The 17,055-nt window shown below is 69.4% G+C and carries 14 protein-coding genes; 10 read left to right on the top strand and 4 right to left on the bottom strand.

Translation table 11 applies throughout. From position 1 onward, the window contains the following. Nucleotides 1-7: 7 nt before the first annotated feature. Nucleotides 8-814 carry a crotonase/enoyl-CoA hydratase family protein gene (locus VEC57_10220; protein ID HYB99491.1) on the top strand — a complete coding sequence of 269 codons (807 nt, stop codon included), beginning with the start codon at nucleotides 8-10 and terminating at the stop codon, nucleotides 812-814. A 5-nt stretch (nucleotides 815-819) separates the two neighbouring features. Continuing rightward, complete coding sequence (locus tag VEC57_10215) at nucleotides 820-1,182, top strand: cupin domain-containing protein (protein ID HYB99490.1); 363 nt, start codon at nucleotides 820-822, stop codon at nucleotides 1,180-1,182. A 46-nt stretch (nucleotides 1,183-1,228) separates the two neighbouring features. Here the strand turns inward: VEC57_10215 and VEC57_10210 are convergent, their stop codons facing one another. The 3 genes from VEC57_10210 to VEC57_10200 form a co-directional block, all read right to left on the bottom strand. Beyond that, nucleotides 1,229-2,371, bottom strand: a complete 1,143-nt coding sequence (locus tag VEC57_10210) for an acyltransferase (GenBank protein HYB99489.1) — start codon at nucleotides 2,369-2,371, stop codon at nucleotides 1,229-1,231. Next, nucleotides 2,368-2,874, bottom strand: a complete 507-nt coding sequence (locus VEC57_10205; protein ID HYB99488.1) for a hypothetical protein — start codon at nucleotides 2,872-2,874, stop codon at nucleotides 2,368-2,370. Before VEC57_10205 ends, VEC57_10210 begins: the two co-directional genes overlap by 4 nt. 69 nt (nucleotides 2,875-2,943) lie before the next feature. Further along, nucleotides 2,944-4,260 (bottom strand): patatin-like phospholipase family protein, encoded by a 1,317-nt coding sequence (locus tag VEC57_10200; GenBank protein HYB99487.1) that lies wholly within the window; start codon nucleotides 4,258-4,260, stop codon nucleotides 2,944-2,946. Nucleotides 4,261-4,692: 432 nt separating this feature from the next. Between VEC57_10200 and VEC57_10195 the strand changes: the two genes are divergently transcribed. The 3 genes from VEC57_10195 (at nucleotide 4,693) to VEC57_10185 (ending at nucleotide 8,790) form a co-directional block, all read left to right on the top strand. Continuing rightward, the gene (locus VEC57_10195; GenBank protein HYB99486.1) at nucleotides 4,693-6,696 is read left to right on the top strand and encodes an FG-GAP-like repeat-containing protein; all 2,004 of its coding nucleotides are present in this window, start codon (nucleotides 4,693-4,695) and stop codon (nucleotides 6,694-6,696) included. 208 nt (nucleotides 6,697-6,904) lie between these two features. Beyond that, nucleotides 6,905-7,768: a phytanoyl-CoA dioxygenase family protein gene (locus VEC57_10190; GenBank protein ID HYB99485.1), complete on the top strand. Its 864-nt coding sequence runs from the start codon at nucleotides 6,905-6,907 to the stop codon at nucleotides 7,766-7,768. Then, a complete protein-coding gene (locus VEC57_10185) occupies nucleotides 7,768-8,790 on the top strand; it encodes a hypothetical protein (protein ID HYB99484.1) in 1,023 nt (340 codons plus the stop codon). Before VEC57_10190 ends, VEC57_10185 begins: the two co-directional genes overlap by 1 nt. 36 nt (nucleotides 8,791-8,826) lie before the next feature. Here VEC57_10185 and VEC57_10180 read toward each other — a convergent pair whose 3' ends face one another. Next, nucleotides 8,827-9,003: a hypothetical protein gene (locus VEC57_10180; protein HYB99483.1), complete on the bottom strand. Its 177-nt coding sequence runs from the start codon at nucleotides 9,001-9,003 to the stop codon at nucleotides 8,827-8,829. 302 nt (nucleotides 9,004-9,305) lie between these two features. Between VEC57_10180 and VEC57_10175 the strand changes: the two genes are divergently transcribed. From VEC57_10175 to VEC57_10155, 5 genes are read left to right on the top strand one after another with little or no spacing between them, the layout of a single operon-like run. Next, nucleotides 9,306-10,292 carry a MoxR family ATPase gene (locus tag VEC57_10175; protein ID HYB99482.1) on the top strand — a complete coding sequence of 329 codons (987 nt, stop codon included), beginning with the start codon at nucleotides 9,306-9,308 and terminating at the stop codon, nucleotides 10,290-10,292. A gap of 20 nt (nucleotides 10,293-10,312) precedes the next feature. After that, entirely contained in the window at nucleotides 10,313-11,305 is a 993-nt protein-coding gene (locus VEC57_10170) for a DUF58 domain-containing protein (GenBank protein HYB99481.1), read from the top strand. Further along, the gene (locus tag VEC57_10165; protein ID HYB99480.1) at nucleotides 11,302-12,453 is read left to right on the top strand and encodes a hypothetical protein; all 1,152 of its coding nucleotides are present in this window, start codon (nucleotides 11,302-11,304) and stop codon (nucleotides 12,451-12,453) included. Before VEC57_10170 ends, VEC57_10165 begins: the two co-directional genes overlap by 4 nt. Further along, nucleotides 12,446-13,468 carry a VWA domain-containing protein gene (locus tag VEC57_10160; protein HYB99479.1) on the top strand — a complete coding sequence of 341 codons (1,023 nt, stop codon included), beginning with the start codon at nucleotides 12,446-12,448 and terminating at the stop codon, nucleotides 13,466-13,468. The genes VEC57_10165 and VEC57_10160 overlap by 8 nt, the downstream gene beginning before the upstream one ends. A gap of 58 nt (nucleotides 13,469-13,526) precedes the next feature. Next, nucleotides 13,527-17,051 carry a VWA domain-containing protein gene (locus VEC57_10155; protein ID HYB99478.1) on the top strand — a complete coding sequence of 1,175 codons (3,525 nt, stop codon included), beginning with the start codon at nucleotides 13,527-13,529 and terminating at the stop codon, nucleotides 17,049-17,051. Nucleotides 17,052-17,055 lie beyond the last annotated feature (4 nt).

The raw sequence follows: 17,055 nt of genomic DNA, 5'->3' as shown, positions 1-17,055 counted from the left end.
GAAGCACATGTCCGAACGCGTAACCGTCACCAGGCGCGGGCACATCGCCGACGTGCGCATGAACCGCCCCGACAAGCTCAACGCCCTCGATCAGGACATGTTCGATGCGCTCGTCGAGACCGGGCGCCGCATCTCGACGGATCGCAGTATCCGCGCGGTGGTGCTCTCGGGCGAAGGACGCGCGTTCTGCGCGGGGCTGGACTTCGCGAGCTTCATGGCCATGGCCGACGACGCCCGCCCGCGCCGCAGCCTCTTCGATCGCGACGAGACCAGCCCCGCCAATCTGGCCCAGCTCGCCGGCTACGTATGGAAAGAAGTGCCGGTGCCGGTGATCGCCGCCGTGCACGGCGTGGCCTACGGCGGCGGTCTCCAGATCGCAGCGGGGGCGGACATTCGCATCGTCCATCCGGAGGCCAAGATGTCGGTGCGCGAGACGTATTGGGGCCTGATTCCGGACATGAGCGGCACGCGCACGCTGCGCACGGTGGTGCGGCAGGACGTGCTCAAGGAGCTGACGTACACCGCGAAGATCGTCAGCGGCACCGAAGCGGTGGCGCTCGGCCTGGCAACGCGAACGGCCGAGGATCCTCTGGCCGAGGCGTTCGCACTCGCCGAAGAGATCGCCGGAAAGTCGCCGCACGCGATCCGCGCTGCCAAGCAACTGCTCGAACGGGCCTACCTCGTCACCGACGAAGGCGAAGGGCTTCGGCTCGAGGAGGACGTTCAGCGCACTCTCATCGGCGGCCCCAACCAGCTCGAAGCCGTGCAGGCGAACATGCAGAAGCGCGCGCCCCAGTTCGTGGATCCGGAGTAGCGGGCATGCCGCGGCTGGTAACGGCCCCCGTCATCATCGAGGCCGTCGGCACCAAACCGAAGCTCATCGAGGAGTTCGTGGGCGTGCCGAGCACCGGCACGAGGTCGGTGAGCGTGGCGCGCATGAAGTCGCCGAGCGGATGGGAAGAGCCGCGACAGCGCCCCGAGTTCCAGGAGATTTCGATCGTGCTGCACGGATCGCTGCACGTCGAGTATGAAGGCGGCTCGACCGACGTCGGCGCCGGACAGGCTCTGATCACGGCGCCGGGAGAATGGGTCCGCTACAGCACGCCGGGTGCCGAAGGGGCCGAGTACATTGCCGTATGCATGCCGGCATTCTCGCCGCAGACGGTGCATCGCGACGAGTAGCGCCGTCAGCGGCGCGGGGCGTTCGGCCTGCCGCTCGCGCCCTCACTCAATCCTGGAGCGCCGTGATGCGGCGGCCGAGCCTGCGCCCCGCTTCGATTCCCGGCAGCTCGATCGTCCGATGGACGAAGGACGCCGCGACGATCGTCAGCGGCAGGACCGCGACCCCAACGAGCAGCCACCGCATCGTTGCCGTCGCTGCATCCTCCGCCGGCTCCCCTCCGAGCAGCCACGGCGCGACCAGCAGCACGACCGGGACGTGAAGAAGGTAGAGGCTGTAGGAGATCTCGCCGAGGCGGACCATTGCCGGGGAGCGCAGCAGCGGCGCCAGCGGCGGCATTCGCGCGAGCAGCATCAGCGAGGCCGCACCGAGGGTCGCAAGGCCCATCCCGAGCAGCCGCGAGGCGGGCCACAGGTGCGTTGGCGGCAGCAGATAGCCGCCGGCAGCCACGAGCAGCAGCGGCCAGCGGATCGCACGAACGCCGCGATCGGACGCGTGGATGCGCTCGCGGCACGCGTACATCGCGATGCCGACGGTAAAAGGGAACGCGTAGTTGATCAGGCGCGACGGCGTCAGCAGCAGGCTCAGCGCCGCCGGCAGCACGAGCACCGCCACGTGTGTGCGCAGCGCAATGACCATCAGCATCGGAAAGAGCAGCGAGTAGATGAGCTCCAGACGAAGCGTCCAGCCCACCGGCACCAGCTCGTAGGCGGCGCCCGGCGCCAGCGCGCTCAGCAGAAGCTGCCCGGCGCTGAGGCGCAGCTGTGCATGGGCGCGGAGCCACGCGCTCTGGCCCGCACCATCGTCGAAGTGCGGCACGATCATGCTGACCAGCCATGCCGCCGCCAGCGCGGCGAGGAATGCCGGATACAGCCGCAGCATGCGCCGGACGAGAAAGGCGCCGGCGCCGAGCGCGGACGCATCGCGCAGAAACGAACCTGCGAGCACGTAGCCGCTGAGCACGAAGAACAGGACGACTGCCGAGGCGCCGTTGGCGACGGCGGCGGGCGGCCCCGTTATCAACCAATGCTGCACCTCGGTCGTCGCGCCCACGGCGCTCAGGCAATGGAACAGCAGCACCTGCGTGGCAGCGATGGCCCGCAGCCCGTCCAGCTCCGGCTCGCGCTGCTGCCGGGACGACGACGGCGGCGGCGCGGCCGCGGAGCCTTCCGTGGCGGCTTCGATTCTCACGGGCGCGCCGGGGCGTTGCCGCTCGACTCCTCTGCCGGCAGATCCTGGCCGGCGGGCGGCTTGTAGAACGGAACGAGCTCGGCGCTCAGCAGCGGCTCGCATTTCTCCTTGACGCCGGCGTCGCAGTCGGCCTCGCCGACGCAGCGGCCCTGCTCGTTGCGCTCGTGGCAGACGCAGTAGGGCCCGTCGCCGAGGCCTTCGGGATTGCGCTCGCGCCCTTCGCCGAAGCACACGAACGTATGGCGCACGACGAGGATGCGGCCGCCGATGTGCTCGCACTGCTTGCGGTAGTTCTCCAGAGCACCGTGCGCCAGGCAGCGCGCATACGTGTCCTGACGCTGAGCTTCGAAGATGCGCGCACGCGTGACGTCGGGATCCTCGCAGCCGACCATCGCCAGGACCGCCGCCATCGCAGGGAGGAAATGCGCGCGCACGGCGAGGCAGTCCATCAGGAAGGGCTGCGCGTGTCGAGCCTGTCGTGCGCGGCCGAACATCGGCTGCATCGGCATCGCGCGAGCGGATTGCCGTGCGCGCGTGCGGAGCCGCGGCAGACGGCGCCTGAGCGGCCGGATCTACATCGCTCCCGGCTCGATGTCCTCGCCTTCCGCAACGCGGTCGCTGGTCACGGCCCACAGCCGGCGCGCCTTCGGCTGCTGCGACGGCGGCGCCAGCACGGGCGCGGTGCGAAGGAAGTGCTCGAGCTCGTCGATGCAGGCGCTGGCGTCGCGATAGCCGATGTCGACGAGCGTGCGAGTGTAGGTCGAGTCGAACAGCAGGTAGCTGGTCAGGTCGGCGCTCTGCGCGTCGGGGAAACCGAGACCGTCGAGCACCAGGCGCACCAGGCGCGGGATGCGATGGACGAAGCGCTGCGCGACCAGCGCCAGATCCTCGGACGGCGAGAGCACGAGCGGCTCGATCCGCTTCATGGGCTCCAGCGGCTTCCCGCCGGCCTCCTGCGTGGCAACGAGGCTCGTGAAGCCGGGGCGGTCCGCGAGCAGCTCGTTCATTCGCAGCAGGTGCTCCACGTCCGCGTCCAGGTGGTCGAGGAAGATCGCGTTCATGAACACGCCGCAGATCTGCGCCAGCGGCGGGCATGGCAGCTCGGGTCCGCCGCCGCCGCCGCCGATGCGGCAGGCGGTGCCGGCCTCTTCCTGAGCCAGGGTATCGGCCGACTTCTTCGACCGGACACCGAGCGCGAGGATGCGGGTCGCGCCGAGTCGAATGGCAGGGCTCAGGGGCGCGACCAGGCGCAGCGCACCGTCACCGAACCACAGATCGCCCTCGCGCAGGCTGACCTGCACCGGCGGAAACACGATGGGAATGGCGGCCGAGGCGAGGACGTGGCGATGCGTCAGCGTCACCGGCAGCACCACGCGCCGGCTCTTGCTCCAGACCGGATGGCCCTCGCGGCCCTGGATGAAGGTGAAGGAGCGGCCGGAATGATAGCTGGTGGCCGTCATCGCCACCGCGTACAGGTGCCCGCGCTGGATCGACTCGCCGATGCCCTTGGGCGGGAATACCGCGCGCAGCATCGTCTCCAGCGGCGTCGTATCGAACAGACCGTGCGTGACCGTGTGGCCGAAGACGCTGCCGAGCACGAAGTCGCTGGTCAGCGACAGGCCGGTGCGCAGAAGGGACCACGCGTCCGCGCGAATGACCTGTTCGACTCGCAGCTGCGACCAGACCCGCGCCACGTCCTCGGCCGCGTCGGCGAAATGCGCGCTTCGCGCCGCCAGAACGCTGCCGTTGATGGCGCCTGCGCTGGCGCCGGTGATGATGGCGAAGGGCGACGGCGCATCGGCGAATGCCGGGATCTCCGCAATACGCTTGAGAACGCCCGCCTGATAGGCGCCGCGAGCGCCTCCGGCGGTCATGACCAGACCTAACATGAAAGGAGCTCCAGCAAGGGCAATGCCATCACCGGCGCGCCAGGCGCCAGCGTCGCGCTGCCAGCCGGAGAGCCCGGTTGCACGGAAGCTGCAGTCCAAAGCCGCGAAACGTTCTGCATGCGCGCATCATATGTGAGCGCGCGCCGGGGTCCATGCTCACGCGTGCGGCAGTGCACGGACGGCGCGCACGATGCGGCGCTGCGTCGCGTCCGAATCGAACCAGGTTGCACGACGCTTCGCCGCAACACCGGCCGGAGGCGGGGACGAAGGATTTAGGTCGTGTTAAGACGCGAGTTGGCGCGCCGCCCTTTCTCTGCGGTGGTGCGCCATGCTATCTGCGTCCTCGTCGCTCGCCATGGGACGGCAGCGATTGGCCCGGGCCTCGGCCCGAGAAGCGTCGACGCGCCAGCGCGCGTCGTTGGGGGGAAGCAGATGAAATTCGTGTCTCTGCCCGCAGCCGTGCGGGCGTTCGTGTTCGTCGTCGCCAGCCTGGCGGCGACCGCGCCGGCCCTGGCCGAGCTCGTCGTCACCAGCATCAGCCCGGCGCTCAATGCCACCGCTCCGACCACGGCGCCGATCGTCGTCACCTTCAACCAGGCGGTGAACACCGCCACCGTCAATGACTCGACCTTTCGCGTCTACGGCCGCGCCAGCGGCCCCGCGCGCGGCACGTTCTCGTTCTCGGCTGGCGACACCGTCGTCACACTGACGCCCGATGAGCCGTTTTCGGCAGGCGACACCGTTTTCGTCAATCTCTCCGAGGCGCTGACGGGCGCCGATACCACGACGCTTCGCACGCAGGGCTACGCGCACCAGTTCCTGGCCGCGGTCGTGGCCAGCGACGCCAACTTCCGTCAGGTCGCCTCTTTCACCAACCGCAGCGGCGGCGGGAACACGCGCATCTACGGCGCCTCCGCCACCGATCTCGACGGCGACGGCTTCATCGATCTGGCCACCGTCAACGAGGACAGCCACGACGTGCGCGTCTTCCTCAATCGCGGCGACGGCAGCGGCCTGTATGAAAACATGCTGGCGCCCGAGCCGGTCGGCGTGGAGGCCAGCCCGAGCGAAGTCGGCGATTTCGACAATGACGGCGACATGGACATCGCCACCTCGGCCACCAGCAGCGCCGAGGTCACGATCCTGCTCAACAACGGCGACGGCACGTTTCCGCCCGGCCAGTTCATCGACGTCGGCCCCGCCAATCACGGCATCGCGGCGCTGGACGTCGACGGCGATGCCGACCTCGACCTCGTCGTTGCCAACGAGAACGGCGACAATCTCTCGCTGATGATCAACGACGGCGCCGGCATCTTCGGCGCGCCCAGCGATTTCGAAGGCGGCGTCGACGGTGAATACGGCCTGACGCCCGCCGACATGAACGGCGACGGCATCACCGACCTCGTCGTCGGCGGCAACGGCAGCCAGACGGTCAACGTGGTATTCGGCAACGGCGACGGCACGTTCACACCGGGCGTCCCGGCTGGATGCGGAGGTGCGGTCTGGGTCGTCAATCTCGGCGACTTCGACGACGATGGCGATCTCGACGTCGCGTCGGCGAACGACGGCAGCGGCACCGTCGGCATTCTCATGAACAGCGGCCTCGGCGCCCTGTCCCTCAGCTCGGTGCTGCCCATCGGCTCGCATACTCCCTCCGTCGACGTCGGCGATCTGGACGGCGACGGCGACCAGGATCTGGTGGTCTCCAGCTTCGGCGGCGGCTTCTGGCGCATCTTCAGCAACGACGGCGCGGGCACGTTCACGCAGCTCGGCGACGACATCGCCGCCATCAGCAACCCGTCGTGCTCGGTCATCCTCGACACCGACAACGACGGCGACCTGGACATCTCGCTGTTCGACGAGATCGCCGACTACGTCTGGATCATGGAAAACAGCCCGCCCTCGCTCTGCAGCAGCACGCCATCGCCGTCGTGCCGCGAGACCATCCGGCTCGGTGGCGCGAAACTCTCGATGAGCAACGGCGGCGGCGACGCTCAGGCGTTCTCGTGGTCCTGGGGCAGCGGCGAGGCGACCAGCCTCGGAGATTTCGGCGATCCGCTGTCGGCCGACAGCTACGAGCTGTGCATCTACCAGGACGACGTGCTGATCCAGGGCCTGCGCATGCCCGCCGGCCAGAACTGTCCGCTCAAGCCGTGCTGGACGCAGACGACGACGGCCTGGAGCTACAAGGACAAGGAGCTTACGCCGGGCGGCATCTCCAAGGCCAAGCTCGGATCGGGCGTCACCGGCAAGGCCAAGATCCAGGTCAAGGGAAAGGGCCAGATCCTGGACCTGCCGGCCATCGACGACCTCGAAGGCGTGCTCGATATCCAGCTTCAGAACACGAGCGGAAGCGTGTGCTGGGGCGCGACGTACTCGCCGCCGTTCGCGCTGCAGGACGACGATTCGCTCAAGGCGATATCGGACGCGCCGTAGGAATCGATCAGTCGCCTGAACAGACGCCCCACGTCTGGGCCCCGGCGAAGCGGCCTGAGCGGCGACACTGGCCTGGGACCAGATCGACGGCGGATGGATTGGGACCGGCGCCCTCCGGCCGCCCAACGATCTCGGTCGTTCACGGCGGCAGTCCGGTGAGCGGGGGCCGGCTACTCACCGCGGGGTGCAAGTGCTACAGCGCCGCACGATGACCGCGCCCGCGCACGGGTCCGAGGTTGGCGACGCCGACGTCGCTTCGTTCTATCGTGACGGCGCCGCCGTGCTGCGGGGAGTGTTGTCGCCGGAGTGGATCGAGCGGATGCGCGGGGCCATCGATCGTGTCCTGGCCAGCCCCGCCCCGACGTCGATGGAGCACGTGTCCACCGCCGCCGCGGGCCGCTTCTTCGACGGCTTCTTCCTGTGGCGATGCGATCGGGACTTCGACGCGCTGGTCCGCGACTCGCCTCTGCCGTCGCTTGCGGCACGGGTGATGGCCAGCGAGACGGTCACGCTCTTCTACGATCAGCTCTTCGTCAAGGAGCCCGGGACCAGCGCTGCGACGCCGTGGCATCACGACCTTCCCTACTGGCCGCTGCGCGGCGCGCAGATCCTGTCGATCTGGGTCCCGTTCGATCGCATCGGACGCGAAAACGGAGCCGTCGAATATCTTGCGGGCTCGCATCTGTGGGGAAGGAGCTTTGCGCCGGCTTCGTTCGGCAAGATCTCCGATGCCGACGCACGCGCGTACCGCGAGCGCATGAAGCAGACCGGCCTGGAGCCGGTGCCGGACATCGAGTCGCACCGCGATCGCTACCGCATCCTGTCCTGGGACGTCGAGCCGGGTGACGTCATCCTGCATCATCCGCTGGTGCTTCACGGCGCTGGCGGCAACGCCAGCAGCATCCTGCGCAGGCGGGCCATTGCCGTCCGCTACGTCGGCGAAGAAGCCGAGTGGCACGATCATCCGGGCAGCTTCCTGCACGCGCCGGAGCTCGCCAGTCTCGGACGGATCGAGCTCGAGGACGGGGATCGGCTCCACGGCCCGCTCTTTCCCAGGGTCTGGCCCGACTGATGCGCGATCGGCACGACGCGGCGCGCACGGTGCGGGTCGCTCTGGCGATCGACGTCGAGCCCGTACCGCGACTGCCGACCTCGGGCAAGGACAGCGACTGGAACGGCTTGCGCGCCAGCATCCGTCTCGTGCGGCTGCTTCGCGAACGACTTTCTCGCACGCAGGCGACCGTGCCCGCCTTCACCTGGCTGGTGCGCATGGATCAGCAGATACGCCGAGTCTACGGCCACTGCGGCTGGATCGCGGAACGATTCGCCGCCGAGCTCGACGACCTCGAGCGCCACGGCGACGACGTCGGCCTCCACACCCACCTGTTCCGTTGGGACGAACGCGCATCGGCATGGGTTACCGACTACGAGTGCCTCGATTGGATGCGGCTTTGCGTCGAAGAAGCCGTGCATGCATTCCGCGCCAGCCGCGGCCGCGCGCCTCGATTCCACTCATTCGGCGACCGCTATCTGTCGGAGGAGGCCGTGGCGGTGCTCGAGGAGCTGGGCCTGGCGGCCGACATGTCGGTCGAGCCGGGGTTCTTCGCGATCGACACGATGCGGCCTGGGGAAACGCTGCTTGGCCGCATGCCCGATTTCACGCATGCGCCGCGCAGCGTGTGGCGGCCCTCGCATGACAACTACTTGCAGCACGACGCTCACGGCCGCCGATTGCGACTGTTGCCGGTGACGACGTATCGCTTCCCCTGGTGGCTCGAGCCGGGCCGCCAGATCGAGCATCTGCTCCGGCGCGCGCGCGGCACCCCGCCCGGCGGCGACGAGAGGTTGCAGCGCTACGCCCGCCTCGGCTGCTCGCAGCGCCGCTACGTCTTTCGTCAAGGCGCGCGCAGCGCGATGGCCGACGGGATCTCGATGATGCACCTCGTGCTGCGTGCGGATCAGGCGATCGATGCCGCCGCATTCGACCGCATCGTCACGAACCTGGAATGGCTGGCTGCAGGCGGCCTCGGCACATGCGCGGAATTCGTTTCGACGGCCGGCCTGCTGGCTGCCGTCGACGGCGAAAGCAGCTGACCGCCCGCCGCGCCTGCGCGTCGCGGCGAGCGGCCGTCAGTCCCCCGCGCAGTTCTCGATCACCCTGCCGTGGAGCTCACACCGGTCGTTGATGCAGTAGACCTTGCAGCTTCGTCCCTGCAGCGGCCCGCCGCATGCCGGGCATGTCTCGACGTGCGGAACGATCGCAGTACGTTCGTCGCGAAGGCTCGGAGGGTCCAATGGCTGAGGCATGCCGCCAGTGTAGTCGCCCTGGAAGCAACGCACGATGCAGCGGGTGTGCGCGATGGACGGCGCGATGCCGCCGGCCGATGCGCGCCGTCGCAACTCCCAAGGCTCCTGCACGGCTGACCGACCATCGTCCCGTCGCCCGACTTTCCAGGCTGGCGACCGCGCCGACGCGGCCCGCGGCGGCGCCCTACGCACCTGGAAGTGACGCTCCGCTCGCGTCATATTCGGCGACGCCGCCGCGCCGCCGGCCACCTCGGCCGATCGGCACAACGGCGCTCCCACGCGACCAGGAGAAGGCCCAGGACATGACTACCGGAGCACCCGCGCAGGACGTTTCCCGTTACGCCAAGCTCGGCCCCGACCTCGTCAACGAGATCGGCAAGGTCCTGGTCGGCCAGGAGCTCATGGTCACCCGCCTGCTGACCGGGCTGCTGGCCGGCGGCCACGTCCTTCTCGAGGGCCTGCCGGGCCTGGCCAAGACGCTGGCGGTGCGCTGCCTGGCCGACGCCATCGACACCGGCTTCTCGCGTATCCAGTTCACGCCCGACATGCTGCCGGCCGACGTCATCGGCACCGAGATCTTCAACCCGAAGGAAGGCACCTACAGCATCAAGAAGGGCCCGATCTTCTCGAACCTGGTGCTCGCCGACGAGATCAACCGCGCGCCCGCCAAGGTCCAGGCCGCGCTGCTGGAGGCGATGCAGGAGCGCCAGGGAACCATCGGCGGCAAGACCTACAAGATGGACGAGCCGTTCCTCGTGCTGGCCACGCAGAACCCCATCGAGCAGGAAGGCACCTATCCGCTTCCGGAAGCGCAGGTCGACCGCTTCATGATGAAGATCAAGGTCGGCTATCCCTCGCGCGACGAAGAGCGCAAGGTGCTCGACCGCATGGGCGGCGGCGTGGCCGAGCCGCATGTATCCAAGGTCGCCAGCCCTGCCGACATCCTCGGTGCGCGGCACGCGGTCGAGCAGGTATTCGTCGACGAGAAGGTGCGCGACTACATCGTCGACGTCGTTCGGGCCACGCGCGATCCGAAGGCTTCGGGCGCCGCCGACCTCGAGGGCGTCATCGAGTACGGCGCAAGCCCGCGCGCCTCGCTGTGGCTGCTCAAGGGCGCCAAGGCGCACGCGTTCCTGCAGGGCCGCACCTACATCACGCCTCACGATGTCAAGACTCTCGCGCCCGACGTCCTGCGCCACCGCGTCAGCCTCAGCTACGAGGCCGAGGCCGAAGGCCGCAGCACCGATCAGGTCATCGCGCGCATCCTCGACACCGTTCTGGTCCCGTAGGACGAGCTTCGGCCGAACCGATGACCGCAGCCGAAATCATCCGGCGCGTTCGCGAGATTCAGGTCCGCACCGGCCGTCAGGTCGCCGACGTGCTGGCCGGCGAGTACGTCTCCGTCTTCAAGGGCGGCGGCATCGAGTTCGAGGAAGTGCGCCCCTACGTCCCCGGCGACGACATCCGCACGATCGACTGGAACGTCACCGCGCGCACCGGCGAGCCCTTCGTCAAGCGTTTCGTCGAAGAGCGCCAGCTGACCCTGCTCTTGATGGCCGACATCTCGGCCTCGCAGGACTTCGGGTCGGCCGCGCGCTCCAAGCGCGAGGCGGCCGCCGAGCTGTGCGCGCTGCTGGCGTTCTCGGCCATTCGCAACGACGACAAGGTCGGCCTGGTGCTCTTCCACGGCGACGTCGAGCAGTACATCCCGCCGCGCAAGGGCCAGAAGCACGCGTTGCGCGTCGTGCGCGAAGTGCTCGCGCACGGCGAGCTGGACCATGGCCCCGAGCAGGAGCGCAACGGCGACGCGGGCGACCTGCTCGCGCGCGTGCGCGAGGCGGCCCGCCGCTTCCTGCCCGCGAGCACACGACGCCTGCGTCGCGCCCGCCAGGCCACCGACATCGCCCGCGCGATGCGTTTTGCAATGAGCGTGACCAAGCGCCGCGCCGTCTGCTTCGTCGTCAGCGATTTCCTCGACGATGGCTTCGAGCGCGCGCTGACCACCGCCAACCAGAAGCACGACGTCATCGCCGTGCTGGTGACCGATCCCCGCGAGATCGAGGTTCCACCGGTGGGCCTGGTGGCGCTCGAAGATGCCGAGTCGGGCCGCACGCGCCTCTACGATACGGGCTCCTCGGCCTTCCGCCGCACGACGCAGGAGCTGGCGGCACGGCGGATTGTCGATCTCGAAAAACGCCTTCGCCGCGCCGGCATCGACTTCATCCACATCGATGCTTCCGGCTCGGTCGTCGATCCCATCGTGCGCTTCTTCAAGATGCGCGAGCGGAGGATGCGGCGGTGAGGCGCTTCCTGACCGGCGTCGGCCAGTCTGGCACGCAGGCCCTGGTGCTGGCTACGCAAAGCCTTCGGCTGATCCGCGTCAGCGCCTGCGTGCGCGTCCGGCTCGCGGCCCTGGTGCTGGCTGCAACGGTAATGGCAGGCGCCGCGCTGGCGGCGGAAGCCGTCGATCCACAGACGGACCAGCCGGTGGCCAGCGCGGGCATCCTCGAGAAGGCTTCGGAGCTCGGGCCGGTCAAGGCGGTGGTCCGGCTGCAGCCGGACAAGCCCGTCATCGGTGATGCCGTCACGCTCACCGTCGAAGTCACGGCCGAAGACGGCATCGATCTGCTGATGCCCGAGTTCGGACAGTCGCTGGACCGCTTCACCATTCGCGAGTTCGTCCCCAAGGAGAGCGTCGACGACCGGGGCCGCACCGTCTCCACGCAGCGCTACGTTCTGGAGCCGCCGCTTTCGGGCCCGCAAAGCATTCCGCCGCTGATGATCGAGTTCGTCGATCGCCGGCCCGGCCAGCGCCCCGCTCCCGAAGGCGAGGATGCCTACGAGGTGGTCACCGAGCGCATCCCGTTCGAAGTCGCCTCGGTGGTCCCGCAAGGCGCCGGCGATGAGCTCAAGCCGGCGCGTGGTCGCCTCGAGCCGCTTCGCGAGCCGGGCGCGGCCTGGCCGTGGATCGTTGCGCTGCTCGTCGCTGCGCTCGTGGCCGCGCCGTTGGCGTATCGCTACATCGCCGCCGCGCGGGTGCGCGAGCGGCGCCGCACGGCGTATGAAGTCGCGCGCAGCCGCCTGGATGCCCTGCTCGCTCGCGGCATTCCGGCCGAGCCGCAAGCCATCGATGCGTTCTTCGTCGAGCTGACCGCGATCATCCGCCGCTACCTCGAAGATCACTTCGAGCTGCGCGCGCCCGAGCTGACCACCGAGGAGTTCCTCAACGTCGCCAGCGGCTCGCCCGACCTGAACGAGGACCACCAGCGCTTCCTGCGCGACTTCCTGCGCCGCGCCGACATGGTCAAGTTCGCGCGCTTCATCCCTTCCAGCGCGGACATCGAGAGCGCGGCGTCGGCAGCGTCCCGCTTCCTGGATCAGACGCGCGCAGCGACGCACGCGGCGCACGCGCCGTCCGGCGTGCCGGCACAGGGAGCCGCCCATGCCTGAGATCGAGCTGCGCGATCCGCTGTTCCTGCTGGTGGGGCTGCTGGCGCCGCTGGTCTACCTGCTGGCGGCGCGCCTGCCTTCGGTGCTCGTCTATTCCGACCTCGTGCACGTAGAGTCGGCGCCGCGCTCGCTGCGCGCGCGCCTGGCAAGGCTGCCGGCGCTGCTGCTGGCGCTGGCCACGCTGGTGCTGTCGGTGGCGCTTGCCGGCCCGCGCACCGGCGATGCGACCACGCACGTCATGAAGGAGGGCATCGCGCTGGTGCTGTCGGTGGACCGCTCCGGCTCCATGAACGCGCGCGACTTCGTCGCCGGCGACGCCTCGGTCAGCCGTCTCGACGCCGTCCGCAACGTCATTCACGAGTTCGTCGAAGGCGGAGAGGCCGGCGCCGGCCGCGAAGGGGATCTGATGGGGCTGGTCGTCTTCGGCACCTTCGCCGACGGCCTGTGTCCGCTGACGCTCGACCACGCCAACCTGCTCAACATCCTGGACGAGGTGAAGATCGCCACCGAAGCCACCGAGGCCGCAACCGCCGTTGGTGAAGGCCTCGGCCTTGCCATCGAGCGGCTGCGCGAGCACCCGGCCAAGTCCAAGGTCATCATCCTGCTGACCGACGGCGTCAACAACGCCGGCGTCATCGATCCGCTGCAGGCCGCCAAGCTGGCCGCCGACAACAACATCAAGGTCTACACCATCGCCGCCGGCACCAACGGCTTCGCGCCCATCCCGATCCTCGGACACGACGGCCGCGAGTATCTGCGGCGCGTCTACGTGGAGATGGACAAGGAGACGCTCGAGCAGATCGCCAAGATCACCGGCGGCCGCTACTTCCACGCTCGCGACGTCGAGGGGCTGAAGGAAGTCTACAGGGAGATCGATCGCCTCGAGCGCACCGAGGTCTCCGAAGTGCGCTACCTCCAGTACCGCGAGCACTACCCGCCGCTGGTCGTTCTGGCCCTGCTGTTGGCGGCGACGGCCGCGCTGGCCTCGGGCACCGTGCTGCGGAGGCTGCCATGAGCGAGCGCCAGCGAGCGGAGCATCCGATGTCCGAGCGCCAGCGAGCGGAGCGATAGCCATGGACTTCCGATTCGCCGAGCCGGGCTGGGGCATGCTGCTGTGGGTGGTGCTCGCATTCACTGCGCTGCTGCTGTGGCTGGACGCGCGCGCCGGCGGCGCACTCACCCGCTTCCTGTCGCCGGCCATGCAGGCGCGTCTGGTTCGCGCGCCGAGCACGACGCGCCGCCGCACCAGCATCGTTCTTCTCGGCCTGTCCTTCACGTGCATGGTGCTGGCGCTGATGCGGCCGCAGTGGGGCGTGCAGTTCGTGGCCACGCCGCGCGTGGGCGCCGAGATCATGGTCGCGCTCGATGTCAGCAACTCGATGCTGGCCGAGGACGTCGCGCCCAATCGCCTCGAGCGCGCCAAGGCGGAGCTGCGCGACCTGCTGACGTACTTGCAGGGCGACAGCGTCGGCCTGATCGCCTTTGCCGGCCGCGCAACCGTGCTGGCCCCGCTGACGCCGGACTTCTCCTTCCTGCGACTGGTGCTGGACTCGGCCGGGCCGCGCAGCGTCTCGCGCGGCGGCACGCGCCTGGAGGAGCCCATTCGCAAGGCGGTCGCCGGATTCGCGGGCGCCGGCGCCGTCTCGCGCTCGATCATCCTCATTACCGACGGCGAGGATCACGACTCCTTTCCGCTCGAGGCCGCCAAGGAAGCGGCCGAGCGCGGCGTCAAGATCCTTGCCATCGGCTTCGGCGACGAGAACGGCAGCGAGATCCGCATCACCGATCCCAAGACCGGCGCGCGGAAGCCGCTGCGCGATGCCTCGGGCAAGCCGGTGATCAGTCGGCTGGACGGCGAGCTGCTGCGCGAGATCGCGCTGGCCACCGGCGGCGCCTACATTCCGGCCGGCACCGGTGTTCTCGACCTCCAATCGATCTACGACCGCCACATCGCCAGCCTGACGCGCGGCGAGCTCGACGGCCAGAACCGCACCATCCGCAACGAGGCCTACCAGTGGTGCGTGCTGCTGGCCCTGATGTTTCTCGTCGCCTCGGTCACCGCGTCCTCGAGCGGACGCGCTCGACGCGCGCGCGCCGCCGCCGCAACCACTGCGGCAGCTGCCGCGGCAGCCGTCCTCGTTGCACTGGCCATGCCGGTGCACGCGCAGCCGCAGCCGGCCGCGCCCGAGCCGGGCCTGACCGTCGAGGACGGCGCGGCCACGGCGGCCGAAGGCGAGGCCGCAGACCCCGCAGGAACGGGCGCGGCCGACGGCGCCGGAGAGCCGCCGGGGCCGCCCGAGGACCTGCGGCCGCCGCGCGAGATCTACAACGAAGGTCTTGCCAGGCTCGATGCGGGCGATCTGGCTGGCGCGGCAGAGCTGCTCGAAAGCGCACGCAGCAAGGCCCGTCTCGACAACGAACTGCGCGCAACGGCCACCTACAACCTCGGCATCGTCGAGACGCGCCTTGCCGACTCCAAGCTGGAAGCGCAGCCCGAGGAAGCGTTGGCGTCGCTCGAGCGCGCCGCCGCCTGGTTCCGCGACGCGGTGGCGCTGAACGAGAAGGACCAGGACGCGCGCTACAACCTCGAGCTGGTCCTGCGCCGCGCGCTGGTGCTCGGCGACTCGCTCGCCAAGAAGAAGGAGAAGTCGCTGCTCGATGAGCTGATGGCGCTCATGGAAGAGCAGCGAACGTTTCTGGCCGGCCTTCGCGAGACGATGCAGCAGCCCGATGCTGCCGATGCGCAGGCGGACGAGAAGCTGCGCCGTGCGTATCGCGCGCTCGCCGCGCGCCAGCTCGAGCTGGGCGCCTCGGCCGAAGACCTGAGCGACCGCGCCGGCCGCGAACGCGACACTCTTTCGGCCAAGCCCGCCGATCAGCAGACGCCCGAGGATGCCATGCGCGCCTCGCAGCTGACGGGCGTGCTCGAGTACATGCATCGTGCGCGCGAGCGCATCGGCCAGGCCCGCGGCCGCCTTCGCCGCCTCGAAGGCGAAGGCGCGTACCGGTCGGCCTCGGCGGTGCTGACCGAGCTCAAGCGCGCGCGCGATCAGCTTCTCGATCCCGTGCAGGTCCTGGACGTGCTCATCCAGGACACGCTCGAGACGGCGCGGCTGTCGGGCGCCAAGGCCGCCATCGATGCCGGCACGTCCGAGATCGAGCCGCAGAAATGGCTCACCAACGATTTCCTTGCCGACAGCGCCGGCGACATGCGCGAGCGCGTCGAGCAGCTCCACTACCAGTTCGTCGCGGGCCTGTCGCAGGCCGACGCGCAGAAGAATTCCGGGCAGCCTCTTGCGCCCGAGCAGGAGCGGTTCGTCGAGCGCGTGCGCGAGGCCGAGCCGCATCTGGGCAAGGCCGTCGCCAGTCTGGTCGAGGCCAAGCCGCCGCTGGAGAGCGGCCGCGTGCAGGAATCGCTCGAGCACCAGTACCGCGCGGTGCAGTCGCTGGCGTCGGCGCGCGAGCGTTTCCTCGACTTCGAGCGCCTGGTCGAGTTGCTTGCGCAGGACGAGCAGCGGATCGAGGCAGTGCTCTCGCCCAAGGAGCCGGTATCGGAGCAGGCGCTTGCCGAGTACGCGCCGCTGGCGCTCGAGGTGCAGCAATCGAACATCGATCGCGGCCGGCGCGCCGAGCAGACGCTCGAAGAGCAGCTGTCCGCTGCGCAGTCGGCAGCAGCGGCGGCCGAAGCTGCGCAGCAGCAGGGAAGCGATCCGCAAGCGCCGGCGCCACCTGTGGATCAGCAGGCGGCGATGGAGAAGCAGCGTCTGGAGCTGGCCAAGCCGCTGCTGTCGGCGGCACGCACCGCGATGGATGACGCCGCCGCGCAGCTGTCGCAGGCCGCGGCTGCCGCATCCAGCGGCGCGGTGGACTGGCAGCCGGCGCGCGTGGCGGTGCGGACGGCGGTCGAACGCATCGAGGATCTGCGCCGGCTGTTCTTCTCCGTCATCGAGCATCTGCAGGAGCTGGCGCGCCGGCAGGTCGAGCTCGGCGACTCCACCGAGGAAGTGTCGGCGCTCGCCGCCGCCGCGCCCGACAAGGACTACGCCGACCGCGCCGGCCCGCTGGGCGCGCGGCAGGAGACGCTGTCGCAGACGGCCAGACCCATAGCCGATGCGCTGCGCGAGCAGTCGCAGCAGCCGATCCCGCCCGAGGCGCAGGGCCAGGTGCCGGAGGACTTCCCGCAGCGTCTCGCGCAAGCTGCCGATCACGTGACCACCGCCAAGACGCAGATGGACGGTGCGGCGCAGGGCCTGTCGGTGAACCCGCCGGCGTTTCGGCAGGTGCGCGAGCAGCAGAACGCGGCGGTGCAGTCGCTCGCCGAGGCGCTGCGCCTGCTGCAGCCGCCGCAGGAGCAGCAGGAACAGCAGCAGCAGGACGAGCAGCAACAGCAGCAGGAGCAACAGCAGCAGGAGCAACAGGAGCAGGAACAGCAGCAGCAACAGCAGGGCGGACAGCAGCAGCAACAGCAGCAGGGCGGGCAGGAAGCTGCCGACCCTGCGCAGCTCCTGCAGGGCATTCGCGATCGCGACGCCAAGCGGCGGGCGGACAAGGATCGGGCGGCGGAGCAGAGATACGACCCCGTCGAAAAGGACTGGTGATGGC

This window comes from Candidatus Limnocylindrales bacterium, assembly GCA_035626395.1.
GTDB lineage: Bacteria > Desulfobacterota > Binatia > UBA1149 > CAITLU01 > DASPNH01.
Note: the sequence above shows the minus strand (reverse complement) of the source record. Positions and strands in the feature narration are given on the sequence as shown.